This is a genomic window from Methanolinea sp. (genome assembly GCA_016699325.1).
In the GTDB taxonomy this organism is placed as follows: Archaea; Halobacteriota; Methanomicrobia; order Methanomicrobiales; family Methanospirillaceae; genus UBA9949.
Genome location: CP064971.1, coordinates 740,591 through 763,232, shown reverse-complemented (window position 1 = coordinate 763,232; position 22,642 = coordinate 740,591). Strand labels below are relative to the sequence as shown.

Annotated in this window: 27 protein-coding genes; 21 read left to right on the top strand and 6 right to left on the bottom strand. The window is 59.4% G+C overall.

The window, feature by feature from the left end; genetic code table 11:
• Positions 1-58 precede the first annotated feature (58 nt).
• Positions 59-763 carry a type 1 glutamine amidotransferase gene (locus tag IPI71_04055; protein QQR71680.1) on the top strand — a complete coding sequence of 235 codons (705 nt, stop codon included), beginning with the start codon at positions 59-61 and terminating at the stop codon, positions 761-763.
• Positions 742-1,518, top strand: coding sequence for a TIGR01458 family HAD-type hydrolase (locus IPI71_04050; protein QQR71679.1), 777 nt, complete (start codon positions 742-744; stop codon positions 1,516-1,518). The genes IPI71_04055 and IPI71_04050 overlap by 22 nt, the downstream gene beginning before the upstream one ends.
• A gap of 18 nt (positions 1,519-1,536) precedes the next feature.
• Here IPI71_04050 and IPI71_04045 read toward each other — a convergent pair whose 3' ends face one another.
• Positions 1,537-2,625 (bottom strand): site-specific DNA-methyltransferase, encoded by a 1,089-nt coding sequence (locus tag IPI71_04045; GenBank protein ID QQR71678.1) that lies wholly within the window; start codon positions 2,623-2,625, stop codon positions 1,537-1,539.
• Here IPI71_04045 and IPI71_04040 point away from each other — a divergent pair.
• The 6 genes from IPI71_04040 (at position 2,555) to IPI71_04015 (ending at position 7,617) form a co-directional block, all read left to right on the top strand.
• A complete protein-coding gene (locus IPI71_04040) occupies positions 2,555-3,286 on the top strand; it encodes an ABC transporter ATP-binding protein (protein QQR71677.1) in 732 nt (243 codons plus the stop codon). The two genes, IPI71_04045 and IPI71_04040, sit on opposite strands and share 71 nt — an antisense overlap.
• A complete protein-coding gene (locus IPI71_04035; protein ID QQR71676.1) occupies positions 3,271-4,386 on the top strand; it encodes a SufD family Fe-S cluster assembly protein in 1,116 nt (371 codons plus the stop codon). Before IPI71_04040 ends, IPI71_04035 begins: the two co-directional genes overlap by 16 nt.
• A 7-nt stretch (positions 4,387-4,393) precedes the next feature.
• Positions 4,394-5,047, top strand: a complete 654-nt coding sequence (locus IPI71_04030) for a protein-L-isoaspartate(D-aspartate) O-methyltransferase (protein QQR71675.1) — start codon at positions 4,394-4,396, stop codon at positions 5,045-5,047.
• On the top strand, positions 5,044-5,670 hold the full coding sequence (locus IPI71_04025; protein ID QQR71674.1) for a cyclase family protein: 627 nt from the start codon (positions 5,044-5,046) through the stop codon (positions 5,668-5,670). The genes IPI71_04030 and IPI71_04025 overlap by 4 nt, the downstream gene beginning before the upstream one ends.
• Complete coding sequence (locus tag IPI71_04020; GenBank protein ID QQR71673.1) at positions 5,671-6,276, top strand: hypothetical protein; 606 nt, start codon at positions 5,671-5,673, stop codon at positions 6,274-6,276.
• A gap of 210 nt (positions 6,277-6,486) precedes the next feature.
• Positions 6,487-7,617: a glycosyltransferase family 4 protein gene (locus tag IPI71_04015; protein QQR71934.1), complete on the top strand. Its 1,131-nt coding sequence runs from the start codon at positions 6,487-6,489 to the stop codon at positions 7,615-7,617.
• A gap of 140 nt (positions 7,618-7,757) precedes the next feature.
• Here the strand turns inward: IPI71_04015 and IPI71_04010 are convergent, their stop codons facing one another.
• On the bottom strand, positions 7,758-9,188 hold the full coding sequence (locus IPI71_04010) for a flippase (GenBank protein QQR71672.1): 1,431 nt from the start codon (positions 9,186-9,188) through the stop codon (positions 7,758-7,760).
• Positions 9,189-9,418: 230 nt separating this feature from the next.
• Here IPI71_04010 and IPI71_04005 point away from each other — a divergent pair, with 230 nt between their 5' ends.
• Together IPI71_04005 and IPI71_04000 are read left to right on the top strand one after the other, a co-directional pair.
• Positions 9,419-12,019: an oligosaccharyl transferase, archaeosortase A system-associated gene (locus tag IPI71_04005; GenBank protein ID QQR71671.1), complete on the top strand. Its 2,601-nt coding sequence runs from the start codon at positions 9,419-9,421 to the stop codon at positions 12,017-12,019.
• Positions 12,020-12,023: 4 nt separating this feature from the next.
• Positions 12,024-13,001 carry a histone deacetylase gene (locus tag IPI71_04000; GenBank protein ID QQR71670.1) on the top strand — a complete coding sequence of 326 codons (978 nt, stop codon included), beginning with the start codon at positions 12,024-12,026 and terminating at the stop codon, positions 12,999-13,001.
• 36 nt (positions 13,002-13,037) lie between these two features.
• Here IPI71_04000 and IPI71_03995 read toward each other — a convergent pair whose 3' ends face one another.
• Positions 13,038-14,234 (bottom strand): YcaO-related McrA-glycine thioamidation protein, encoded by a 1,197-nt coding sequence (locus IPI71_03995; GenBank protein QQR71669.1) that lies wholly within the window; start codon positions 14,232-14,234, stop codon positions 13,038-13,040.
• 58 nt (positions 14,235-14,292) lie between these two features.
• Between IPI71_03995 and IPI71_03990 the strand changes: the two genes are divergently transcribed.
• Positions 14,293-14,589 carry a DUF2098 domain-containing protein gene (locus IPI71_03990; protein ID QQR71668.1) on the top strand — a complete coding sequence of 99 codons (297 nt, stop codon included), beginning with the start codon at positions 14,293-14,295 and terminating at the stop codon, positions 14,587-14,589.
• Here IPI71_03990 and nikR read toward each other — a convergent pair.
• On the bottom strand, positions 14,586-15,008 hold the full coding sequence (gene nikR, locus IPI71_03985) for a nickel-responsive transcriptional regulator NikR (GenBank protein ID QQR71933.1): 423 nt from the start codon (positions 15,006-15,008) through the stop codon (positions 14,586-14,588). The two genes, IPI71_03990 and nikR, sit on opposite strands and share 4 nt — an antisense overlap.
• Before the next feature lie 199 nt (positions 15,009-15,207).
• On the opposite strand from nikR, the gene IPI71_03980 reads away from it, so the two are divergent.
• From IPI71_03980 to IPI71_03935, 10 genes are read left to right on the top strand one after another with little or no spacing between them, the layout of a single operon-like run.
• Positions 15,208-16,443 carry a translation initiation factor IF-2 subunit gamma gene (locus IPI71_03980; protein QQR71667.1) on the top strand — a complete coding sequence of 412 codons (1,236 nt, stop codon included), beginning with the start codon at positions 15,208-15,210 and terminating at the stop codon, positions 16,441-16,443.
• On the top strand, positions 16,407-16,820 hold the full coding sequence (locus tag IPI71_03975) for a nucleotide-binding protein (GenBank protein ID QQR71666.1): 414 nt from the start codon (positions 16,407-16,409) through the stop codon (positions 16,818-16,820). Before IPI71_03980 ends, IPI71_03975 begins: the two co-directional genes overlap by 37 nt.
• 7 nt (positions 16,821-16,827) lie before the next feature.
• A complete protein-coding gene (locus IPI71_03970; GenBank protein QQR71665.1) occupies positions 16,828-17,409 on the top strand; it encodes a DNA-directed RNA polymerase in 582 nt (193 codons plus the stop codon).
• Positions 17,396-17,599 carry a DNA-directed RNA polymerase, subunit E'' gene (locus IPI71_03965; protein QQR71664.1) on the top strand — a complete coding sequence of 68 codons (204 nt, stop codon included), beginning with the start codon at positions 17,396-17,398 and terminating at the stop codon, positions 17,597-17,599. Before IPI71_03970 ends, IPI71_03965 begins: the two co-directional genes overlap by 14 nt.
• Complete coding sequence (locus IPI71_03960) at positions 17,600-18,103, top strand: GTP-dependent dephospho-CoA kinase family protein (GenBank protein QQR71663.1); 504 nt, start codon at positions 17,600-17,602, stop codon at positions 18,101-18,103.
• Positions 18,104-18,159: 56 nt separating this feature from the next.
• A complete protein-coding gene (locus tag IPI71_03955; protein QQR71662.1) occupies positions 18,160-18,456 on the top strand; it encodes a 30S ribosomal protein S24e in 297 nt (98 codons plus the stop codon).
• Positions 18,456-18,635, top strand: coding sequence for a 30S ribosomal protein S27ae (locus IPI71_03950; protein QQR71661.1), 180 nt, complete (start codon positions 18,456-18,458; stop codon positions 18,633-18,635). The genes IPI71_03955 and IPI71_03950 overlap by 1 nt, the downstream gene beginning before the upstream one ends.
• A 10-nt stretch (positions 18,636-18,645) precedes the next feature.
• Complete coding sequence (locus IPI71_03945) at positions 18,646-20,223, top strand: bifunctional N(6)-L-threonylcarbamoyladenine synthase/serine/threonine protein kinase (protein ID QQR71660.1); 1,578 nt, start codon at positions 18,646-18,648, stop codon at positions 20,221-20,223.
• Positions 20,220-20,780: an RdgB/HAM1 family non-canonical purine NTP pyrophosphatase gene (rdgB, locus tag IPI71_03940; GenBank protein ID QQR71659.1), complete on the top strand. Its 561-nt coding sequence runs from the start codon at positions 20,220-20,222 to the stop codon at positions 20,778-20,780. The genes IPI71_03945 and rdgB overlap by 4 nt, the downstream gene beginning before the upstream one ends.
• 52 nt (positions 20,781-20,832) lie before the next feature.
• The gene (locus IPI71_03935; protein QQR71658.1) at positions 20,833-20,979 is read left to right on the top strand and encodes a 50S ribosomal protein L40e; all 147 of its coding nucleotides are present in this window, start codon (positions 20,833-20,835) and stop codon (positions 20,977-20,979) included.
• A 5-nt stretch (positions 20,980-20,984) separates the two neighbouring features.
• On the opposite strand, the gene IPI71_03930 is transcribed toward IPI71_03935, so the two are convergent.
• Together IPI71_03930 and IPI71_03925 are read right to left on the bottom strand one after the other, a co-directional pair.
• Positions 20,985-21,635, bottom strand: coding sequence for a DUF1917 domain-containing protein (locus IPI71_03930; GenBank protein ID QQR71657.1), 651 nt, complete (start codon positions 21,633-21,635; stop codon positions 20,985-20,987).
• 53 nt (positions 21,636-21,688) lie between these two features.
• Positions 21,689-22,453, bottom strand: a complete 765-nt coding sequence (locus IPI71_03925; GenBank protein QQR71656.1) for a thiazole biosynthesis protein — start codon at positions 22,451-22,453, stop codon at positions 21,689-21,691.
• Positions 22,454-22,642: the final 189 nt, after the last annotated feature.

Genomic DNA, 22,642 nt, shown 5'->3' with positions numbered 1-22,642 from the left:
GCGCGGATAACCTGCTCTCGCTTCCCTGGATATTAGTCCCGGGGTGTGCGTTGCGAAAGTGAGCGGCACGAAAGAGCCAATTGGTCGCGCACCCGATCATCCCTGGGTTACGATGATCGGCATCTTCAGGCATGGGAGCGATGAACCGCCCGGCTTCCTCGAGGAGGTGCTGGAAGCATCCGGGAGACCGTTCCGGGTATTTGACCTCTGGGAGGACGGCGCGGTACCCTACCGGCAGCTCTCCCACCTCATCGTCCTTGGCGGCGAGATGAGCGTGAACGATGAAGCCGGCTACCCGTTCCTGGCAGAGGAGAAACGAATCATCCGGGAGATGATCGCCGCTTCCCGCCCGGTCCTTGGTATCTGCCTCGGTGCGCAGATGATCGCCTCGGCATGCGGTGCCCGGGTGTTCCGGTGTGAAAAGGAAGTTGGCTGGAGACCGGTCCGCTGGACCGAAACCCTCCCCGGTGTCCCGCGTGAAACGGTCGTCTTCCAGTGGCACGACGAATCCTTCGACCTCCCTCCCGGGGCACGGCTCATCTGCCGCGGAGAGCGGGTGGAGAACCAGGGCTTCATCATGGGCTCGGCGCTGGGTGTCCAGTTCCATATCGAAGTGACCCGGGCCATGGTCAGGGCATGGACCACCGGCCGGGACGGGATTGCCGCCGACACAGGACGGTATATCCGGGAGAGCAACCGGCTCTGCCGCTGCATTGCAGAACACTTCATCGGGGGAGGTAAATGGCCATCGAAGCCCTCCTGATCGATCTGGACGGCGTCCTTTACATCGGTGAGGCCGCAGTCCCCGGCGCCCGAAACGCCATCCGCTATCTCGAAGACCAGGGATACCCGTTCCGGTTCGTCTCGAACACCACCCGCAGATCGCGCCGCTCGATCGTCTCCCGGCTGGCATCCATGGGGTTTTCCATCCCCGAAGAGCATATCTTCACCCCGGCCGCTGCAGCCGCCGCGTACCTGGCCGGGGACCGGCCGCAGTCGGCACTGTTCCTTACCACCATGGAAGTGGCCGATGAGATTGCCGGCCTTGCCGGCATCGCCAGCGACCCGGTCACCGCTGGAACGGTTGTCGTCGGTGATGCGGGCGACCGGTTCACGTACCGATCGCTGAACGAAGCGTTCCGCCTCCTGCTGGGCGGGGCCGGGCTCGTTGCCCTCGAAAAAGACCGTTCCTGGATGGGAGCGGATGGCATGACGCTCTCGGCAGGCCCGTTCGTTGCCGCGCTCGAGTTTGCAAGCGGGAAGGAGGCACGGGTCATGGGCAAACCCTCGCCGCACTTCTTCATGGAGGCGCTCGCGTCAATGGGGGCAGGACCCACGGAGGCGGCCATGATCGGGGACGACGTGGTGACCGACATCTGCGGTGCCATGGCCTGCGGGCTCTCCGGCATCCTGGTGAGGACCGGGAAGTTCCGGGAAGAGGCGCTGGCCCGTGCTCCATGCCAGCCATCGGCCATCCTCGACTCCATCGCGGACCTCCCCGGCTACCTGCGACGGTGATCTGCGGAAGGGCCCGGCTCAGTCCCCGGGAACGATTAGTCCCGGTTCCCGCATGGTCCCTGCAGGAACACCGGACTGCCGGATCCGCGACAGGGCTTCCCGGCAGTACCCGGAATCGACATCGATCCCGATGAACCGCCGGCCGTTTTTCCAGGCGGCGAGGGTGGTGGTGCCCACCCCGTTGAACGGGTCGAGGACGAGGTCGTTTCGGTAGGAGAACAGCCTGAGGAGCCGGCGGGGGATCTCCTCGGGAAACATCGCGGGATGGCCGAAGTCCCGCATCCGGGTCTCGGGAGGAACCGTCCAGCGCCCGATCACCCACTCCTTGAACTCCTCGTCGGTAATATCGATATCCTCCCGCCTCCCTGCCTTCTTATGAGTCTCCTTGTCAAAGACCTCGATGAACTCCCAGGTGTACTTGAGGTAGGGCATGGACGGTGATTTCCAGCTCCCCCAGGCCGTGTACTTGGCATTGTAGTTGTTCTTCTCCCACAGGATCTCCGCCTTCCAGAGCAGGCCAAGGGCCAGGAGCTGGTTCGAGACCAGGTGGTGGGTGGGGATGTAGTCGGAGAAGAGGGGCTGGATGTTGACCGCCATCCTCCCCCCCGGCTTGAGGACCCGCACGCACTCCTTCCAGATGCCCTGCAGCGTGGAGAAGTAGGTGTTCCAGTCCTGGGTATCGTCGTGCGGGTCGCTCGCGTAGGAATGGCCGAAGTTGTAGGGCGGGGAGGTCACGATGATATCGATGCAGTTGTCAGGGAAACGGTGCAGGACCTCCCCGGCATCGCCGCAGATGACCCGGTTGACATACTCCTGTATCCCGTCAGGCTCGGACAGGGAGACTGCAGAACGTGCACCCTGTGTCCCGCCCCGGATGCGGGCCTTCCCGGCTTTGTCCGGGATCTTCTCAATCCGTGCCTTCCTGGGCATTTCATGAGGTATTAACCCACCGCCATCATTAATACTTCCCCGGGACGGTATGGGAAGGTGAAAACCGTTTAATCCCGCGGGCGGATATATTGTATGGTGAACCGGGATGCTGGATATTGAAGATCTCAGTGTGAAGATAGGAGACCGGGAGGTGCTCCACGACATCAACCTCCACATCGGGGTGGGAGAGACCCACGTGCTGATGGGACCGAACGGTTCAGGGAAGACCACCCTGCTTCGCACCATCATGGGGTTTGCCGGGCTCGAGGTGACCGAGGGAAGCATCACCTTCAAGGGACAGGACATCACCCACCTGCCCATCCATGAGCGGGCACACCTCGGGATGGGAATGCAGTTCCAGCGCCCCCCAACCATAGCCGGGCTGAAGCTGGGAAAACTCCTACAGGTCACTTCCGGCGGCAATACTCAAATGGTGGGCGAATCGGCAGCCTACCTCCGCATGGATGCCCTCCTTGACCGTGCCATCAACCAGGGGTTCTCGGGCGGCGAGATCAAGCGAAGCGAAGTCCTACAGCTGATGGTCCAGAAACCGGACTTCGTCATGCTGGATGAACCGGAGAGCGGGGTCGACCTTGAGAACATCTCCCTGATAGGAAACGCCATCGCCAGGCTCCTTGACAAGGACGTCCATATCGTGAACCGGAAGAGGAGCGGTCTTGTGATCACCCACACCGGCTACATCCTGGACTACCTTGATGCCGATTTCGGGCACGTGATGTGCGACGGGGTGTTCCGGTGCCATGGCAACCCGCGGGAGATCCTGAAGGTGATCAAGACCTCGGGATACAAGGAGTGCCTCGTATGTCAGAAGATATAGACCGGATGGCAGACCTCTCGGAGCAGGACCAGGAACGGCTGGCCCAGACCGGGCTTGAAGTCGACCTGAAGAACCGGTCCGGGAGCTTCTTCCAGGTAGACCAGGACATCAAGCAGGCGGCATCGCTCGAGAAAGGGATCGAAGTCCTGGCCATCGCCGACGCCCTGGAGAAGTACGACTGGCTCCAGGAGTACTCCTGGAAGCTCGTCCCCCGGGACAAGGACCAGTACACCCGGTATGTCGCCGGCCAGCCCGAGCCGAACGGGTTCGTGGTCATCGCCCGCAAGGGGAGCAGGACCGTGTACCCGCTCCAGGCCTGCCTTTTCCTGGCACGAAGCAACGTCCAGCATGTCCACAACATCGTGATCGCTGAAGAAGGTGCCGAGCTCCACATCATCTCAGGGTGTGCCAGCGCCTCCTATGCAAAGACCGGCTCCCACCTCGGCGTGACGGAGTTTTACATCGGCAGGAACGCTCACGTCACGTCCACCATGATCCATAACTGGGGTGATGAGATCAGCGTCTTTCCCAGGTCGGCCTCGGTGGTCGAGGAGAACGGGGCATTCCTCTCAAACTACGTCTGCATGCAGCCGGTGAAGAGGATCCAGATGTCCCCGGTCGCGTACCTGAAAGGGAAAAACTCGGTCGGCCGGTTCAGCAGCATCGTGGTATCAACGTCCGGGTCGTACATGGATCTGGGTTCGGTCGCCCACCTCCTTGCCGAAGGGGCGAGCGCCGAGCTCCTCACCCGGGCGATAACCACGGGAGGGTACATAGTCTCGCGGGGCATGATCGAGGGCCAGGTGCGCAACACCCGGGGGCATATCGAGTGCAAGGGCCTGATCCTCAGGGACGGGGTGATCCATGCCATCCCGGAGATCAAGGGGGACGTGGTCGACACCGAGCTCTCCCACGAAGCGGCCGTGGGAAAGATCGCCCGGGACGAGATCGAGTACCTGATGTCCCGCGGGCTCTCCGAGGATGAAGCTACGGCGACCATCATCCGCGGGTTCCTGGACGTGAAGATCACCGGCCTGCCGGACGTCCTCCAGAAACAGATCGATGCGGCAATCGATGCAGCGGAGCATAGCGGTTTTTAGGAGTGCCATGCCCGGCGAAGATCGCTTCGAGCAGGAACGGCAGAGGATGGTCGACCTGCAGATCGCCGCCCGGGGCGTGAAGGACAGCCGCGTCCTCGCCGCCATGCGATCGGTCCGCCGCCACCTCTTTGTCCCCCTTTCCTTCAGGGATTCCGCATACAACGACAGTCCGCTTCCCATCGGGAGCGGGCAGACCATCTCCCAGCCCTACATCGTCGCCGTCATGACCGAGCTCCTCCGGCTGCAGCCGGGTGACCGGGTACTGGAGATCGGGTGCGGGAGCGGGTACCAGGCCGCCATACTCGGGACCCTGGCACGGGAAGTGATATCCATCGAACGCCTCCCAGAAATCGCCAGGATGGCACGGGAGAACCTATCCCGGGAAGGCATCGGAAATGTCACAGTAGTGGTCGGCGACGGGACACTGGGGTATCCCGAACGGGCCCCCTACGATGCGATCCTCGTCACCGCTGCTGCCCCCCGGGTCCCTCCGCCGCTCCTTGAACAGCTGGCCGAGGGGGGACGCCTGGTGGCCCCTGTGGGCTCGCGCGACCTGCAGGAACTGGTCCGGTGCACGAAACGGGATAACACGATCGACAGGGAGCATTTCGGAGGGGTGGTCTTTGTCCCGCTCCTGGGACAGCAGGGATGGCCGGAATGACCAGGATCTACGATATCACCCGGCCCCTTGCTCCGGGAATCATCGTGTACCCGGGCGATACCGTCCCCCGGTTCCGCCAGGAGGATAACGGGCAGTACCGAACCACGGAGATGGTGATGAGTTCCCACTCCGGGACCCACATCGATGCCCCTGCACACTACCTTGCATCCGGCCGGACCGTCGATGCGATCCCGTTTGCAGCGCTCATGGGGAGGTGCCGGGTCATCGATTGCCCGGGGTCTGGTGGTATGATAACCGCCCGGGAGCTCGGAAAGAAAACAGGGGGAGCCGACAAGATCCTGATCAAAACCTCGTTCTCGGGAAAGCAGGAGTTTGACGAACAGTTCCCGGCCCTCTCTCCGGATGCGGCACACTACCTGGCCAGGGAGGGAGTTGCCTGTGTAGGGACGGACGCTCCCTCTATCGAAAGGCACGGCGGGAGCGGCGAGGTTCACCGAATCCTCCTTTCACAGGGCATCGTTATAATCGAGCTCCTCGATCTATCGGACGTGGAAGAAGGGGTGTACCGGATGGTGGCCCTCCCGCTCCGGCTCCGGGGTGGAGACGGCGCACCGTGCCGGGTAATCCTGTTTGAAGAGGGGACAAACCCGTTAGGAGACTGAATGGACCTTATTACGCGGGCTGTGAGCCAGCTGGAACACCGGATCCAGGGGTCCGGATCGGAAGAAGGGATTGTCACCATAGAGACCGATCCCGACACGATCGTCTGCCAGTACGAGAAGGGAGCATGCCTCAAGGCAACCTACGGCGGCCGTTCCGCACATTTTGTGACCATGGAGCCGATCACCGCCAGGACCAGGATTGGGTTCATGTTCGGCGCAGTGCTCGGGAAGCTTCCGCAGCGGGCCGCTGCCTGCGCTATAATCAATGTTGCCGCCGGGTTCTTCTGCCTTTCACGGAGACTAAAGGCCTGCGATCCCGCGGCTCACCGGGAGTGCCACGAGGGGCTCATGAGAGAGATCGGCGGGCAGAGGATCTACCCGGTCGGCATGGCCCAGAATGTCCGGGCCCGGTTCGTAGACATGGTGACCGACCCTGACCAGGCCGATGTCATCCTTGTGGTGGGAGACGGCCTGATCGAGCCCGGGACGGGGGATCTCCTTGCACGCTACAGCGGGAAGAAGCGGATCATTCTCCTCTCTCCTTCGACGGCAGGTGTGGGGGTCCTGCTGGGCTGTTACCACTGGTGCCCGTTCGGGAAGGCATAATACTTTTACATCACCGCGGGATAACTATTCTCCATTGTTCACGGCTCTCTACCCGGTTGCCGTGAGGAAATACCAGCCCGGAGCCCACGTCCCCAAGACAGGGACGGTCCCTGGCAATGGTTATACATCTCGGAGCGGCTTGACGTGAATGAGAACGTCCCCGATCACCATGGTACCACACCACCTGGAAAGGAAGTGTGCATCGTTATCATGGGTCCATCGACTCGCTTCCTCTCCGGGATCACCTATTTTACTATTCGCCTTGCCAATGCCCTGGCAGGCATTGGACAGATAGACGCGCTGCTCTTCCGGCATATGCTTCCCCTGAAGCTCTTCCCGGGATGGAAACGGGTAGGGAGGATCAGGACCGATGAAAAGTTTCTGCCGGCGGTTGGAGTTGCTGAAATTCTGGATTGGTACAACCCGTTGACCTGGATGCGGGCATATGCCATTGCCAGGAAGGCAGAGGTTCTCATCATTCCCTGGTGGACATCGAGCGTCGCCCACATGTACCTTTTTCTCCAGGTTCTCACCAGGAAAAGGGTGTTTACCGTGATTGATTTTCATGAACCGGTAGATCCACTGGAGGATGCCACCCTCCCCCTGCGTATGTATGCTAGGATAACCGGGAGGATGGTACGCGAACTCGCTGATGGTTACGTTGCACACACCCTCTATGACCGCGATCTCATCGTAAAACGGTATGGCATTCTGCCTGAAGAAGTCGCGATCATCCCCCATGGGCTGTATGACCAGTACGCATCGATAAAGACAGATGAAGCACGTAGAAGGTTAGGGATACGGGAGGAATATGTCATCCTCTTTTTCGGGCTCCTGAGAAAATTCAAGGGAGTCCGCTACCTCATCGAAGGATTCGAGCAATTGCCGGACGATGTGAGGACGAACTCACGCCTTTGTATCGTCGGAGAAGCCTGGGAGGATCAGGAATCTGTTGCAATGGCACGGTCCTCTCCGGACTCCGGCCGGATCACGGTGGTTGACCGGTACATATCTGATGAAGAAGTCGCCCTCTTCTATTCAGCATCAGATGTTTTCGTCGGGCCGTACACAAAAGAAGCACACGATCCCTGCGCAGTCTGCCACATTGCCATGTCATACGGCATCCCCGTCGTCGCTTCCCATACGGGAGGTATGATCGAAAGCCTTGGTTCGTATCCCGGGGTGTTTTTCGTGCCTCCGGAAGATCCGGCAGCAATAGCAAATGCTCTCGTCCAGGTCTTTCAGGACCTGGGTAAACGGTATGAAGCCCCTGAAGAGCTCAGATGGGACCAGGTTGCAAGAAAATGGAAATCCCTGCTCTCCAGTGCCGGCATAGGGTGACTCACGAAGCCAAACAAGGGTTTACTCTTCATGCAGGCTGGATGGTTCTACCTGGCAGGGCAGATGCAGCCGGCCAGGGGCCTTTACCCTTCATACGGGTGGATGATTCATACAGCGTGAAACAAGAACTATGGAAGAGATCACTGCAGACCAAATATCTGTAAAAAACCAACCAGTTCCTGCTTGAGATGGCTGTCGAGTCGCAATAATATTAAGAAATACAAGGCAGCTCCAATGAGAATAACCCCAGCAAGTGACACCACTGAGGTCAGGTCAAATACGAGCCGGTATACTCCAACGCAAACCCCCATGCAGAGGGCTGAAAACAAAATATTCCGCAATGGACCACGTTCAACCAGGATCGGGATTGTCTGCGAGAGATATAGGTAAGAAAGCAGGGCGTTCAACGACACTGATATCAGTGTTGCCAGCGCCGCTCCGGTGATTCCAAGCAGAGGAATAAAGAATAAATTGAGAATGATATTGATGATCGCCGCACATGAAGTGGCCACGAACGATTTCCGGGGATAATCCAGGGCATTCAGGCAGGTAATCTGGAGGGTTACAAATATTCCAAAAATCTGCATGATGAGGAGGATGATCAAAGCAAGAGAACCCTGCTCAAAATCAGCCCCGTACAGGAAGAAAAGAAGCCGGTCCGAAAGAACGAGTCCTCCGATAAGAACCGGTAGGGCGAAAAGCAAGGAGAACGAAAACGCTCTGGACAATGCATTCTTGATACCGGCAAGATCCCCTTCAACACCCCAGCGACTCATTCTTGGGAAGAGGACTACATTGAGCGCCATGCATGTGAAAAGAGCGACACCTGATAACTGGTATGCAATCCGGTAAATGCCCACGTCAGCATTTGTCAGGAAGTGGCCGATGAGAATGGTATCTGCGGTGGAAAAGACAAGAAACCCGCTGGAGGTGAGAAAAATCCAGAATGAGAATGAAAATAAACTTTTTAAATGGTCCTTTCCGAACCTGGCCAGTTTTAACGGGAGATAGCGAAAATTAATCACGAGCCCGACGAACATGCCGATAATAAAACCTCCTGCAAGGCCATATGCGGCATATCCAAGATAGGTGGCAATAATCTGGACGATGGTTTTCACACTGTTGTTCAGGAAATCGCTTGTCTGGACCACACCCACTTTTCCGGCACCGTATACTCCGGTAGAGGAGAACCCGGCAATAGTGCCGGTGATGAGGGCAAGGATCAGGAGCGGCAGCAAACCGGATGTGACAAAATCGGTAAGCTGTGAGGAGATTGCCAGCAGGGAAATCACGGAGACGGCCAGCAGGATAACCCGAAGAACAATGTAGGCCGAGAAAAACTGGTTCGGTTCATGTCCCTCGCTGATACGCTTGGTTGCCGCACCGCCAAAACCACCATCACCTATCAATGAAAAGACTCCGTAATAGGCAAGAAAAAGGTAATATGAGCCAAGCACTCCCGGCCCGAGCACATGGGCGAAGTACATGGTTGCAATATATCCAAGGAGCGTGAGGATGATGAGTTTGGCAAAAGAGATGAGTGCCTGCCGCCGTATTGGTTCAATGGACATTAAGCGGGCGAAATATTGTATTAAAACGGGCACAGTACTGCATGGAGGGGAATTGAATTAATCATTTCTTTTCCGGAGTGTAAACCTGGTGTGAACAGGAATCGCATTCCACTAAAAAACAGGGAAATTCTACAATACCGGGACTTGTGTTCCCGGATTCTCCTGCGAGGACAACAGTTACCAAATCATTATTGCAGTTCATTTCGATATCCTGTTATCTGGTTGATACAATGGATATTCTGGGAAAGATCAAGGAAAAAAACACCCTTATTACCATCGGCATTCTGCTCGTCCTGTTCCTCGTGGTTCTCTATATCAGGGGACTTCCTGTCGTGAACCTCGGGACAACCGATATCCTCAACATCGTTGGTAGCGATGATCCCATGTATAATCTCCGGCAGACGGAGCAGGTGCTGGCCAATTTCCCGTCATATGCATGGTATGAAGCAATGACGCTTTTTCCCACGGGCCAGACCGTGCCCTGGGGCCCCCTCTTTATCTGGATGACCGCCACAGTGAGTTTGATTACCGGAGCTTCGACAAGGACCGAGATTATCGAGGCAGCACTGTGGGTGCCCCCCCTGCTTGCAGCACTCATGGTCCCGGTCACGTTTGCACTTTCACGAAAAATATGGAACTGGAAGGCCGGAATTTTCGGGGCGGTCTTCATAGCATTCATCGGGGGCCAGTTCTTTTTCAGATCTCTTGCCGGCTACCTGGACCACCACGTGGCCGAAGTCCTGTTCAGCACCATCTTTATTCTTGCTTATACCTGTGCGCTGGTTACTATCCGGAAACATCCGGTTGATTTCAGCAACAGGAGCACCCTGAAGATGCCATTGATATCGGCATCCATCGCCGGATTTGCCTACATCCTCGGGATCCTCGTGATGCCGACCATCATACTCTATGGCGTTATCGTTTCAGTATTCACGATTGTCATATTCATCATCGATACATGGTACGATATATCCGGAGCCGGAATACTGCTCCTGAATTCCGTGGTGTTCGGATTAGCCGCCCTTGCCATAGGTGCTTTAAGGATTCCGGGAACGGGGCTGGAGCTGTTTCTCTATTCTCCCGGACAGATACTTGCCTACATCGCTGTTATAGCAGGAACAGGTGTTCTCTATCTCCTCTCAGAATATTGCAGGAAAAAAAGTCGTGCCCTCTTCCCTGTCGCGGTTATCGTGTTGTTGACGCTCACGTTTGCAGCCGCGATGGTCATCCTTCCTGACCTTTTTGCCTCGTTCATTGATGGCCTGAAAGCCTTCTTTGGATTTCACCCCTATGCCATCACCATCCAGGAGGCCCGCCCCTGGACTCTTGCCGAGGCATGGCAGGTCTTCAACCTAGGTCTTCTCCTGATGATCGGGGGAATCCTCATCCTCCTCTATAAGAACTGGAAGCAATACCGTCCGGAACACATCTTTGTCCTGGTCTGGACAGTATTCATCATCATCGCTGCCTTCCGGGAGGTCCGTTACGAGTACTACCTTGCTGCGAACGTGGCGGTGCTGGGAGGGATCTGTGTCGGAGCCGCCCTCGAATACGCCTGGCCGGACATCAAGGCAATGGGAAAACGTGCCGCAGTAAAAGGGCCAAAAGAAGAGCCGAAGGAAGAGAAGGGATCGGTGAAGAAGAAGAAAGCTGATGCTGCTGCCAAAAAGTCCAGGCAAAAAACCTCTCCGAAGCCGAAAGTCAACTATGCAACCATTCTTGTCACCGGGATCATCTGTGCCTGTGCGGTCATCTTTGTGGTGACATCATCTGCCACGCAGTACGCGGTCGCATCTTCGGGGGCCATCAGGATGAACCAGGACTGGCGTGAATCCCTGGAGTGGATGAACACATCGACACCGGATACTGGAGTCGACTACTTCGCCATCTACGACCGGGAGACCTTCACCTATCCCGACACCGCATACGGCGTCATGTCCTGGTGGGACTATGGCCACCTGATCACCTACGTTGCCAGGCGTATCCCTAACGCCAACCCGTTCCAGTCAGGTATTACGCCGAATGGATCGGCAGACTTTTTCATGTCCCAGTCGGAAGAAGAGACCAACCGTATCGCGGATCTCAAGGGCACCCGCTACGTCATGACCGACATCGAGATGGACACCGGCAAGTTCTGGGCGATGGCCACCTGGTACAATGCATCGGTCGGACAGCGGCCCTACCAGCCCGTCTATCTCGTCCCCGTGGACCCGGCAAACCCGCGGAACTTCCAGCCGATGACGATGTACACCGGCGAGTACTTCCGCACCACCATCTCCAGGCTCCACAACTTTGACGGGTCGTTCACCCTGCCCGGGCAGGTCTACTACATCGAGTACACCACGTCCCAGGGCACATCGTACCCCATCGTCACGAACGCCCAGGTGATGGAAGCCTCGCAGGCCCATGCTGCAGCTGACCAGTATAATGCCCACCCACCGGAAGGACACCATGCAGCGGTCGTAAGCCCGGTCATTGTCCAGCCGACCGTAACCCTGCCGGCCCTCCAGCATTACCGGCTGGTCCATGAATCTCCATCCAACGTGTTCGGCGGGAAGGCCCCGGTGGATCTCAAGTACGTCAAGGTCTTCGAGTACGTGCCCGGTGCCCGGATCAAAGGGGAGGGCATCATCGAGCTGCCGCTGGTTACCAACACCGGCAGGCAGTTCACCTGGCAGGCGGAGAGCGTGAACGGCGAATTCGTGGTGCCCTACTCTACCGAGGGCAACCCCTACGATGTCAGGGCTGCCGGAAAGTACCGCATCACCGGGACCGGCCGGGAGGTCGCCGTCAGCGAAGCGGCAGTTATGGGCGGGGCAGCGGTCCCGTAAGGACATGACCTCCCGGTGCTCGGCAATTTTTGGCGAGGAATTCACCGTCCACGAACTCGACATCCACCGGGAAAACCCGGAGCGTATCCGCAGGGTGATCTCCTGCCTCCCGGACTACATCAGTCACATAAGGCCGGTCACGGCCTCGTTTGCCGACCTCGAGCGGGTGCACCACCGGGGCCACATCAGGATGATCGAGTACTTCAGCTCTTTTGACGGCATCCACTACATCGACATGGACACCTACGTCAACAAGGGATCCTTTGAGACCGCGCTGCTGGCAGCGGGCTCATCGATCCTGGCCGCCGAGCGGGCTTTAGACGGAGAGCACTGCTTTGCCCTTGTCCGCCCCCCCGGCCACCACGCCGAGCCGGACCGGGCCATGGGTTTTTGCCTCTTCAACAACGCCGCGGTGGCCGCGGCATGGGCCCTGGAACAGGTCGACCGGGTCGCCATCCTCGACTGGGACCTCCACCACGGCAACGGGACCCAGAAGATATTCTACAAGAGCGACCGGGTATTGTTCTGCTCGGTCCATATGAGGAATGCATTCCCCGGCACCGGCTGGATCGACGAGATAGGGGAGGGGAGGGGCATGGGGTTCACCCTGAATGCCCCCCTCCAGCAGGGCTGCGGGATCGATGACTATGCCTGCCTGTTCACCCGTGTTTTTGCCGAAGCGCTGGGCCATTTCAAGCCCGATCTCCTGATCATCTCCGCCGGGCAGGACACGCTCGGTGACGATCCCATGAACGGGATGAGGCTTGCCCCCCAGGACTTCAGGGTGCTGACGAGGATCCTGATGGAGGCGGTCGACCAGCCCCTGGCACTGGTCCTGGAAGGCGGGTACGGCCCATCGCTCGGTGAGGCCGTGGCCGAGATCTTCGGGGCCCTCCATGACGAGCCGGTAAAGATGCCCTCCGGGACACCCCGCGAAAGCACACTGCGGACCGTTGCCCAGCTCGAAAAAGTGATGATTTGAGGTGCCCGGACAGGGTCCGCGGGAACCACCGGGTCGTTACCGGGTCCGGTCGTGCATACCGGCCCCCCTCCTCCGCACCCGCTCCCGGTTCACGTGGGAGACCTCGAGGCCGGGAACGATTACCCGCACCACCGGGATCTCGGTCCGGGACAGGTCACAGATGCAGACCCGCTCCACGTGCGGCCGGAGCTCCTCGAGCACCACCCGTATATCCTCGTCGATGAACGGGGTCGAACGGTTCCCGATCGATGAAAGCGGGACCGGGACACCATCGGCAAACCACTCCCGGTTGATCCGCCTGAAACGTTCGTACCCTGCCTTCTCGAGCAGTTGCGTGCGGCCCGGGTTCTCGCGGCCCCCGTGCAGGTGAGAAGCCCGGCTCTGGGCAAGTTCGGTCAGGGCCCGCAGGGCGGCGATGGCCGGGTCCGGGTGGGTACCCGATCCCATCACCAGGAGCCCCGGGTCCCGGGCCACCGTGTCGTCACCGGCTGCAGCGATGGTGGGGATGCCTGTCCTCCCCTCCACCAGCCAGAGGTAAACCGCGATCCCGCAGGACTCGAACCGGTCCCTCACCTCCCGTGCCGGGCAGTCGATATCGATCTCCACCCGGGTCCCCATACAGCGGGCCTGCTCGGCCATGCTCATGGCATCCCGCTCCATCACTTCGAGGATGGCGTGCAGGATCGCCTCTTCGATGACATTCCCGCTGGCAAGGCCGTTGGTATCGCTCGCAAAGAGGGGCATGGTCATGCCCAGGGTATCGTAGGGGTGAAAGACCGCATTGCTCGGGACGAAGACCTCCTCGTCATTGAGCAGGTCGTAGGCCGGGCTCCAGTGAAGTCTCTCGCCCTGTCCCAGGGGTCGCGGGAGCACCAGGTCTTCGGGATCGATGGCCCGGTGCACACCGATCTCCTCGTAGGACGCAAACTCCATGGCATCCCCGTGGTACTCGCCGCTGTACCGCTCAACGGCCTCCATAAGGGAGGATACCCTGGCCTGGACCGGGTCCTTTCCCTTCCCGGCGTGGTACCGCACACCGCCCCGTGCGGCACGGGGACGGAATGCGGTGAAACAGGGAATGCCCACCCGGTCAACGCCGGTGATGTCCCGGACCTCCTCGACCCCGACCCTGCCCATGAGCGGTTCGACGATTGAGAGCGTTTCCTCGGGAGACTTCACCCGGTGGGTCCCGTCAAAATAGTGTTTCTGTACGCGTTGGAGCGTATACCTCATCAGATGGGATATGGGCGGGAGAATACCTTTATAGTATCTTTACCATCCATTGGTAACTATGAACGCCGATGAGATCGCGGTCGGCATGCAGGTCCGCTACCCGAGGACCGGCACCGCGGGCACGGTGACCAGGATCGAACAGATGAAGGGTGGCCTGTTTGCCGAGATCGATACAACCGGGCTCCTGTACCGGGCAGACCAGCTGATCGCAGTGGCCTCCCCGATGAGGGAGCCTCAGAAAAGGGACCGGGAACTGGATTACAAACAGGTGAAAAAGGAGATGGAGTTCCTCTCGGGGGTCGGGTTCCAGGAGGCGATCGCCAACATCGACCAGAGCTGTGAAGGCGGCGGCTAATCGCTGAGCGGGATGGTGGTAAGCTTCACCGTTTCGACCCCTTTTTGCGACATCAGGCGCTCCGCCAGGGTCTTCAGGTCCGAGCCCTCCCCGCGCACCAGGATGATCTCCAGGCAGCGATCATGGGTGACGTGGGAATGGAGCATGGCCTGGATGATCTCCATGAACTCGTGCTGGATATCGGTGAGCGTGGAGAGCAGCCCGCGCTGCCCGTGGTCATAGATCATGGTGATGACCCCCTGTCGCTCTCCGGTCACGTCCGACATCCACTTGTAGTAGGTGATGTAGCTGCGGATGGCATCCCGGATCCCCTCCGACCGGGACGAGTATCCCCGGTAGGTTATGATCTCGTCGAATTTGTCAAGCAGGTTCTTTGGAAGCGATATTCCTATCCGGGATAATTCAGTATCAACGGTCATGTAGTCAACCTCGGATATGGAGATCTTCTCATACTGTCGTTTTAACCTTTGCGCAGGATGCAGCATACGGAGTGTTACCGGACGGCCTGGGAAGCATGATGACCCGGAAGGGGAGCGCACAGACGGCCCGGGTTCCCGGCCCATGACCGGTTTGTATAAGTATAGTCATTTATAATCGTATAAGGAGGTTCGATCGCATTTGCGGGATGCTACCATTCCAAGCGTCAACATCGGGGTCGTCGGCCACGTTGACCACGGCAAGACGACGCTCGTCTACGGGATGACCGAAGCGTGGACGGATCGCCACAGCGAGGAGATAAAACGGGGCATCTCGATCCGCCTCGGGTACGCCGATGCGACGTTCTACCGGTGTGAGCAGTGCAGCGGCCCGGATGCCTATACCACGAAGCCCGAATGCCCGGCCTGCGGCGGAAAACCGGTCCCCTTCCGGTCGATCTCCTTTGTCGACGCTCCCGGGCACGAGACGCTGATGGCCACCATGCTCTCGGGTTCGGCGCTCATGGACGGGGCGATGCTGGTGATCGCCGCCAACGAGCCCTGCCCGCAGCCGCAGACCAAGGAGCACCTGATGGCGCTCGAGCTCGTCGGGATAAAAAACATCGTCATCGTCCAGAACAAGATCGACGTGGTCTCCCAGAAGGACGCCCTGAAGCACTACCAGCAGATCAAAGCATTCGTGAAAGGAACGATCGCAGAACATGCGCCGGTCATCCCGGTATCGGCCCAGAAACAGGTCAACATCGGAGCCCTCATCGAGGCCCTCGATGCCACGATCCCCGAACCGGCCCGGGACCCGGACGCCGCCCCGGTCATGCTGGTCGCCCGGTCCTTTGACATCAACAAGCCGGGAACGAGCTGGCGGGAGGTCAAGGGCGGGGTCATCGGAGGGTCCCTGGTACGGGGGGTTCTCAGGGAAGGCGATGATATCGAGATCCGTCCCGGACGACAGGTCCAGGCCGAGAACAAGATCCGGTGGGAACCGATCACCACCAGGATCACCACCATAAACGTGGGGCTCAAGAAAGTCGCCGAAGCATCTCCCGGAGGACTGCTCGGCATCGGCACGAAACTCGACCCGGCCCTGACCAAGAGCGATGCCCTGGCCGGCCAGGTCGTCGGACATGTCGGAGCACTTCCGCCGGTCTGGGACCGCCTGAAGTTCCATGTCACCCTCATGGAACGGGTGGTTGGCGCCACCAGCGAGCTCTCCATCGAACCACTGAAGCACAATGAACCGCTGATGCTCTCGGTCGGCACCGCAGTGACGGTAGGCGTGGTCACCACTGCAAAAAAAGACCTGGTCGAGGTTACCCTGAAACGACCGGTCTGCGTGGAGATCGGGTCACGGATCGCCATAAGCCGTCAGCTGGGGGCCAGATGGCGACTGATCGGAATGGGCACCCTCGCCGAATAGGGGTCCTCCTGGATGCCAACGCCCTGATGGCCCAGGTGCAGTTCAGGATCGATATCTTCGAAGGGCTGGGAAATCTTATCGGATCCTACGAACCATTGATCCTCCCTGAAGTGCTCGAAGAACTCCGCGGACTTGCATGCTCCCATGGAAAGGAAGGGGCCGCGGCCCGTTCCGCGCTCATCCTTGCCGGGCGGTGCGCCGTGGTGGAGAGCCCGGGTGATCACGGGTCGGTTGATGAGAAGATCCTATATTATGCAAACACGCATGGGTGCATGGTAGTGACCAATGACCGGGGTCTCCGGAACGCGCTGCTCGGGAAGGGCATCCCGGTGATATCGCTTTCGGGCAGACAGCGGCTTGAATTGTTCAGGAACTAGGTGGGTCATGTATTACCGGATGAAACTGGCAGACAAGGTGAGGGTGCCTCCTCGCCGGCTTGGAGAAGAGCTTGAGAAGGTTATCCTCGATGTCCTCCAGGAGCAGCTTGAAGGAAGCATTGACAAGGAGATCGGCATCTTCATCGCCGTCACCCGGGTGCTCGACATCGGCGATGGAGAGATCGTTCCCGGGGACGGGGCGGTCTACTACGATGTAGAGTTCGAGGCCGTCGTTCTCCGGCTCATCCTGCAGGAGGTCGTGGAGGGGCTGGTCGTGGAGACGACGAGCTTTGGGGCGTTCGTGAGCCTCGGGCCGATCGATGCCATGCTCCACGTGAGCCAGATCTCTGATGAGTATATCAACTACGACGAGAAGAACTCCCGGCTGATCTGCCAGGAGTCGAAGCGGTTCATCGCCGTCGGTGAGGGGATACGTGCCCGGGTGGTCACCCTCTCCCTGAACGAGCGCGAGCCCCGGGACAGCAAGATCGGCCTGACCATGCGACAGTCCGGGCTCGGCACCAGCCGCTGGCTCGAAGAAGACATGGCAAAGGAGAAGGAAAAGGGTGGTGAGCGTGGCGGCCGTTAAAAGGAAACTGGTAAAGGTGTGCAGGGATTGCCACCGGGTGGTGGAGGGAGAGAGCTGTGCGGTCTGCGGAAGCGGCAACCTCTCCACCGACTGGACAGGATACCTGGTGATCATCGATCCCCGGAGGTCCGAGATCGCACACAAAATGAATATCACGCTCCCCGGGAGATATGCGCTGAAGGTCCGCTGAATGTTCAGGCTCCCCCCGGGAAAACGCCATTTTTTCAAGATCCCGTTTGGCACGCTCTACGCCGACTGCGAGGACGTCCTTCCCCTCATTGAGAAAAAAACCGTGTACACGGTGGGGGATGTCGTCACCTGGCACCTGGTCCGGCGGGGAGTGGTCCCCAGGATCGCCATCATCGACGGCCACACGATGCGCTCGCCGTTCAACCGGTCACCGGCGGTCTTTCAAAAAAAGCTCCATGCACGCAACCCGCCCGGGACGATCACCAGGGAGCTCATGGACGTGCTCGATCAGGCAGTACGGGGCCCCGGGGTGCTGGTCCTCGTTGACGGGGAGGAAGACCTTGCCGTCATCCCGCTGGTCATCGCCGCCCCGGACGGTGCCCTGATCCTGTACGGACAGCCGGGCGAGGGGGTCGTCCTCTGCGAGGTGACCCCTGCCGCAAAGGAGAAGGCGAGGACAATGCTCTCGCATTTCGTTGATGAGGGCGGTGACGTTTTTGAATGAGAGGGAGCAGTGGCCAGAGTATAAATAATCCGAACACGAATTATGAGAGGATACCGATGGAATTTGAGGTTACCAGGGATTCGAGGAATGAACTCCTCTCCAGGCGGGAAGTGGACTTTTCCCTCCGCTTTGATGGTGCGACACCGTCAAGAAAACAGGTTGCCGGGAAACTTGCCGCATCGCTGAACGTAAACGAGAAACTGCTGGTGCTCGACTCGCTGAAGACCATGTTTGGAAAGACCGAGCTCTCTGGCAGGGCCCGGGTGTATGACACCGAAGAGCAGAAGAAAAAGACCGAACGGGCATTCCTGATGACCAGGGGTGTGCCCAAGCCAAGGGAGGAAAGTGCCTGATGGCGGCAAAGAAGGCCAGGAGCGCAGCTCCCCGGCGGGCATCCTGCTACAGGGTCGAGGGCGGAAAGGCGACGCTGGCAAGGAAGTACTGTCCCCGCTGCGGACCCGGCGTGATCATGGCCGAGCACAAGGACCGGACCGCGTGCGGGAAGTGCGGGTATACCGAGTTCAGGAAATAGAATCACTCTGATGCCTGGTTTTGGGCAGATTCTTGGTATTGAGGGGACAGCATGGAACCTCAGCGCTGCTGTTTTTGATACCGATCTCGTCTCGCTCTTTTCAAAACCCTACTCCCCACCCGCCGGTGGCATCCATCCCCGGGAGGCCGCCCAGCACCATGCCCAGGAGATGAAAGGAGTCATCTCCCGGGTGCTCACCGATCCCGGCAGCATCACCGGCGTGGCCTTCTCGCAGGGACCCGGGCTCGGCCCCTGCCTGAGAACGGTGGCGACCGCCGCCCGGTCCCTGTCCATTGCCCTGGGTGTCCCCCTGGTGGGGGTCAACCACTGTGTCGCCCACATCGAGATCGGGAGATTCGCCACCGGGTGCCACGACCCCATCGTCCTCTACGCGAGCGGGGCCAATACCCAGGTGATAGGCTACCTGAACCGGCGCTACCGCATCTTCGGGGAGACGCTTGATATCGGCATCGGGAATGCGCTTGACAAGTATGCCCGGAGCATGGGCCTCCCGCACCCCGGGGGACCGGCAATAGAGGAGCTTGCCCGCGGCGGGGCATATATCCACCTCCCCTACACGGTGAAAGGGATGGATCTGGCCTTCTCAGGGCTGGTGAGTGCCGCCCGGGAGAGCGCGGCCGCGATTGCTGATGTCTGCTACAGCCTCCAGGAAACAGCGTTTGCCATGTGCGTGGAGGTGACGGAGCGGGCACTGGCCCATACCGGCAAGGACGAGGTGCTGCTCGTAGGCGGGGTCGGAGCGAACCGGCGTATCCAGGAGATGCTGGCCACGATGTGCGAAGACCGGGGGGCCACCCTCTTCGTCCCCGAGAACCGGTATCTTGGCGACAATGGGGCGATGATCGCCTACACCGGAAAGATCATGCTGGAGAGCGGCAGCCCGCTCCCCCTTGAACGGTCACAGGTAAACCCATCGTTCCGGCCAGACCAGGTGGAGGTTACCTGGCGGGATGACGACCCGTCCCTGAAGACCGGGCGGGAGTCGCTATACGAGATGACCCGCGCAATGGGGGCCGAAGCCGTGGTCACCCTTGGCCCGGAAACGGTCAGGAAACATCGCGTCAGCAAGAGATACCGGAAGAAAGAGCTCGATTCACGCCTGATCGCCGAACGCACGCGGGCGGAAGCACGGCTCATTGCCATGGCCCGGAAGTCCGGGGTCCCGACCCCTGTCATCCGCGATGTCACCGCAGACACCCTGGTGATGGAGCGGATTTACGGGAACCTGCTCCGCGATGACCTCTCCGCAGGATCTCTCAGGGAGGCCGGACGAACGGTCGGACGGCTCCACGCAGCAGGGATCGTGCACGGGGATCTCACCACCAGCAACATGGTCCTGCGTGACGGAGCGGTCGTCCTGATCGATTTCGGTCTGGCCATGGTCTCCTCAGAACTGGAATCCCGCGGTGTGGATATCCACGTCCTGTTCCAGACCCTCGAAAGCACGACCGATCGGTCCCCGGTGTTGAAGGAGGCCTTCAGCGAGGGGTACGAGGCGGTCTTCAATGGCGCCCGTGAGGTACTTTCCCGGGAGCAGGAGATCGAGCGACGGGGGCGATATCTGTGAAGATCGCCGTGGTGACTTCAAACCCCCACAAAGCGGCGGAGGTAGCGGCATTCTTCGGCCCTGCAGCAACCGTGGAACACATCAGGATGGAGATCCCCGAGTACCGCCACGATGATGTGGGAGAGATTGCACGCCGGAAAGCGGAATACGCATTCAGCATCCTCCAGCGGCCCCTGGTTGTTGACGACACGGCGTTCTGCATCCGTGCGCTGCGGGGGTTTCCCGGGCCGCATGCGGCATATGTCCTTGACACCATCGGAAACCAGGGTATCCTCAAGCTCATGGAAGGAGTCCCTGACCGCCACGCCTGGTTTGAGACGGCAATCGCCTGCGCGACCCGGGAAGGAACAACCATATTCAGGGGGAGGATTGACGGGGTCATAGTTGCACCCCGGGGGAGGGGCGGGTTTGGCTACGACCCCATCTTCGAGTGCAGCAACGGCAGGACCCTCGCCGAGCTCACCCTGGCGGAGAAGAGCCGGGTCTCCCACCGGGCCCGGGCGCTCGCCGGCATGAAAACCTGGCTGGAAGAGGAAAGGTCCGGGTTTCATGCATAACCGTTAAGAGGCAGGATGACCTTTTTTATAAGGCAATAAGTGGTGTCCGAAAATGGCAAGGTTTCCTGAAGCCGAATCACGGCTCCTGAACGTGAAGATCTGCATGCGCTGCAACGCGCGGAATGCGATTCGCGCGACCAGCTGCCGCAAGTGCGGCTACAAGAATCTCCGGCCCAAGAACAGAGAGAAGAAGGCCTGACCGGATCAGGCACTGTAAAAGGTCACTCTTTTTCCCTTCTGGCTGTATTCGCCTTTGAAGGTCTCGATATTCCGCTTGTAGCCGAGGCGATCGGTAAACCCAAGTTCCCGCAGGCGCTCCCGTACCCGCATGACATCTGCCTCGTCACGCCAATCCGGGGTATACACGTAGATGACCTTGATGTTGTCGCGGGAATCGGGGTTGGGTTTTGCGGTGCTCACCTTGGCCGAGATCCCAAGCTCGTTTCTGCAGGTGGCGTCCCGGACTTTGATCCAGGCAGCGTCGACCTCTTCGGGAGGGAGGAATATCAACCATTTTCCGGCCAGTTCGTCTTCGATAGCCTCTGGCCTGACTCCAGGCGCATCCTGCACGATCCAGTACATCCTGGTGGTCCTGCTCGGGACCACGCCCTCCCCCTCGCAGATCGAATGGTATATCACCGTTGCAGAACCAAACCGCCGGATCAGAACATCCCCAAGCTGGGGATACTCGCCTGAAAATTTCGCAAATACCGATGAGAAGAGAGGTTCGAAGTCGCTGTTTGCCTCTACAAGCGAAAAGAGATACAATCCGCGGGCCTGGAGATCGGCATTGAGCATAACCCCAAGGAGCCCGTAGGCCACATCGGCAAGCTCGTCCGGACTGACCTCTTTCATGGGTTAGGGTTTACCCTAAAAAACAATAAAATTCTTCTGTCTCCCAAAAAAAATCAGTGACCAAGTTCCCGGATGACCAGGGAGGCGGCGTGTTCGCCGGAAAGGAGCATTCCGCCAAACACCGGGCCCATGCGGTGTTCGCCGGACACGGCATTGGCCGCCATGCCGGTGACGATGAGTCCCGGGAAGATCTCCCGGGTGTGGCCAAGGATACCAGATTCGGCGCGGTCTGCCCACATGAACCCCTCCCCATGTACCCGCACCGCGCCAGATTTCTTCTCCACAAGGCGGGCGACCACCGCATCATGCCCGGTTGCATCGATTGCAAACCGGCACCCGATGGTCAGGGGGTCCACGTGGAACCCGGCCATCCCCACCGGGGTCCAGTTGATCACCAGGCCCGAGAGACGGCCTCCCCCCCGGATCATGACGTCCTCGACGCTCACCAGGTTGAAGAACTCCGCCCCGGCGCTGCAGGCTGCGGCAGTCAGCCGGGCAACCGATTCCACGGACGATGCAACCCAGTAGCCCTCTCCGTAGGGAACGGATCGGATGGAGAAATGATCGAGCAGCCGCTTGGCCCCGTCCTGTACCACGATCCGGGGAAACATCATGCCTCCCCCCCACATCCCGCCGCCGACCGAGAGCTTCTTCTCGATGACCGCCACCTTCAACCCGCATTCTCCGATGAATGCCGCTGCTACGAGGCCCGATGGTCCGGCTCCCACCACCGCGACATCGACATCGGTATAATCAAGGAGCACCCGCATCTGGGATTCAAGGATCGCCCGGGTGATTATCCGTTCGTCAAGCTCCATCCCGTTCACTCATCCGTAGTATGCCTCCTCTTCAGTATTAAGAAAGACCTTTTGTGACGAACGTGTGGGACCCGTTCCCGGAGCCCGGGGCCACGGGGCGCTGCGCTGGCCTGCCAGAAATGGGTGCAATTTCTCTCTGTTTTTTAATTCCGGCCCTGCATTTTAGGGCACGGAGAGAATGTTTATGAG

Bases quoted from the DNA above. Each gene is read 5' to 3' on its own strand.
- IPI71_03990 (QQR71668.1), top strand. From the start codon at position 14,293: ATGAACGCCGATGAGATCGCGGTCGGCATGCAGGTCCGCTACCCGAGG.
- IPI71_04000 (QQR71670.1), top strand. From the start codon at position 12,024: ATGACCTCCCGGTGCTCGGCAATTTTTGGCGAGGAATTCACCGTCCAC.
- IPI71_03945 (QQR71660.1), top strand. From the start codon at position 18,646: ATGCCTGGTTTTGGGCAGATTCTTGGTATTGAGGGGACAGCATGGAAC.
- IPI71_03975 (QQR71666.1), top strand. From the start codon at position 16,407: ATGGCGACTGATCGGAATGGGCACCCTCGCCGAATAGGGGTCCTCCTG.
- IPI71_04040 (QQR71677.1), top strand. From the start codon at position 2,555: ATGCTGGATATTGAAGATCTCAGTGTGAAGATAGGAGACCGGGAGGTG.
- IPI71_03935 (QQR71658.1), top strand. From the start codon at position 20,833: ATGGCAAGGTTTCCTGAAGCCGAATCACGGCTCCTGAACGTGAAGATC.
- IPI71_04025 (QQR71674.1), top strand. From the start codon at position 5,044: ATGACCAGGATCTACGATATCACCCGGCCCCTTGCTCCGGGAATCATC.
- IPI71_04010 (QQR71672.1), bottom strand. From the start codon at position 9,188: ATGTCCATTGAACCAATACGGCGGCAGGCACTCATCTCTTTTGCCAAA.
- IPI71_04005 (QQR71671.1), top strand. From the start codon at position 9,419: ATGGATATTCTGGGAAAGATCAAGGAAAAAAACACCCTTATTACCATC.
- IPI71_04035 (QQR71676.1), top strand. From the start codon at position 3,271: ATGTCAGAAGATATAGACCGGATGGCAGACCTCTCGGAGCAGGACCAG.
- IPI71_03950 (QQR71661.1), top strand. From the start codon at position 18,456: ATGGCGGCAAAGAAGGCCAGGAGCGCAGCTCCCCGGCGGGCATCCTGC.
- IPI71_04045 (QQR71678.1), bottom strand. From the start codon at position 2,625: ATGTGGAGGTTGATGTCGTGGAGCACCTCCCGGTCTCCTATCTTCACA.
- IPI71_03960 (QQR71663.1), top strand. From the start codon at position 17,600: ATGTTCAGGCTCCCCCCGGGAAAACGCCATTTTTTCAAGATCCCGTTT.
- IPI71_03925 (QQR71656.1), bottom strand. From the start codon at position 22,453: ATGGAGCTTGACGAACGGATAATCACCCGGGCGATCCTTGAATCCCAG.
- nikR (QQR71933.1), bottom strand. From the start codon at position 15,008: ATGACCGTTGATACTGAATTATCCCGGATAGGAATATCGCTTCCAAAG.
- IPI71_03995 (QQR71669.1), bottom strand. From the start codon at position 14,234: ATGAGGTATACGCTCCAACGCGTACAGAAACACTATTTTGACGGGACC.
- IPI71_03930 (QQR71657.1), bottom strand. From the start codon at position 21,635: ATGAAAGAGGTCAGTCCGGACGAGCTTGCCGATGTGGCCTACGGGCTC.
- IPI71_03970 (QQR71665.1), top strand. From the start codon at position 16,828: ATGTATTACCGGATGAAACTGGCAGACAAGGTGAGGGTGCCTCCTCGC.
- IPI71_03955 (QQR71662.1), top strand. From the start codon at position 18,160: ATGGAATTTGAGGTTACCAGGGATTCGAGGAATGAACTCCTCTCCAGG.
- IPI71_04020 (QQR71673.1), top strand. From the start codon at position 5,671: ATGGACCTTATTACGCGGGCTGTGAGCCAGCTGGAACACCGGATCCAG.
- IPI71_04050 (QQR71679.1), top strand. From the start codon at position 742: ATGGCCATCGAAGCCCTCCTGATCGATCTGGACGGCGTCCTTTACATC.
- IPI71_04015 (QQR71934.1), top strand. From the start codon at position 6,487: ATGGGTCCATCGACTCGCTTCCTCTCCGGGATCACCTATTTTACTATT.
- IPI71_04030 (QQR71675.1), top strand. From the start codon at position 4,394: ATGCCCGGCGAAGATCGCTTCGAGCAGGAACGGCAGAGGATGGTCGAC.